Below are 631 nucleotides of genomic sequence, written 5' to 3'. Positions count from 1 at the left end.
ATATTTTAAGACATCCCGCAAATGATTTTGTACGTGATTTTATAGGACAAAATAGACTGATTCAAGACCGTCCCAATGACAAGACTGTAGAAGGTGTAATGATTAAACCAATCACGATACAGGCAGAAGCAACACTGAATGACGCCGTTCATATTATGAGACAAAAACGTGTTGATACTATTTTTGTCGTTGATAGTGACAACCATTTACTTGGATTCTTAGACATTGAGGATATTAATCAAGGTATACGAGGACACAAAACTTTGCGTGATATGATGCAACAACATATTTATACCGTTCAAATTGATTCGAAATTGCAAGATTCTGTACGCACGATTTTAAAAAGAAATATCAGAAATGTTCCTGTTGTAGATGATCAACAGCGTTTAGTAGGACTGATTACGCGTGCCAATGTTGTTGATATTGTATATGACACGATTTGGGGCGATAGTGAGGATACAGTGCAAGCAGAACATGTGGGGGAAGACACTGCGTCCTCAAAAGTGCATGAGCAACACACTACTAATGTCAAAGTACGTGACATAGGAGATGATAAATCATGATTGAGTTCCTACATGAACATGGTGGACAGTTGATGTCGAAAACACTGGAACATTTTTATATTTCTATA

Annotated in this window: 1 protein-coding gene and 1 pseudogene; both read left to right on the top strand. The window is 37.1% G+C overall.

The genetic code is table 11. The features are described from left to right. On the top strand, nucleotides 1-563 hold a 563-nt coding region (locus IDG60_RS20195), incomplete at its 5' end, for a CBS domain-containing protein (protein ID WP_206161112.1). After that, nucleotides 560-631: pseudogene (locus IDG60_RS20190) on the top strand (choline ABC transporter permease); the annotation flags it as partial. The gene IDG60_RS20195 and the pseudogene IDG60_RS20190, both read left to right, overlap by 4 nt.

The sequence above is a fragment of the Staphylococcus sp. EG-SA-2 genome, from assembly GCF_017152085.1.
This window is presented reverse-complemented; position numbering and strand designations above follow the sequence as displayed.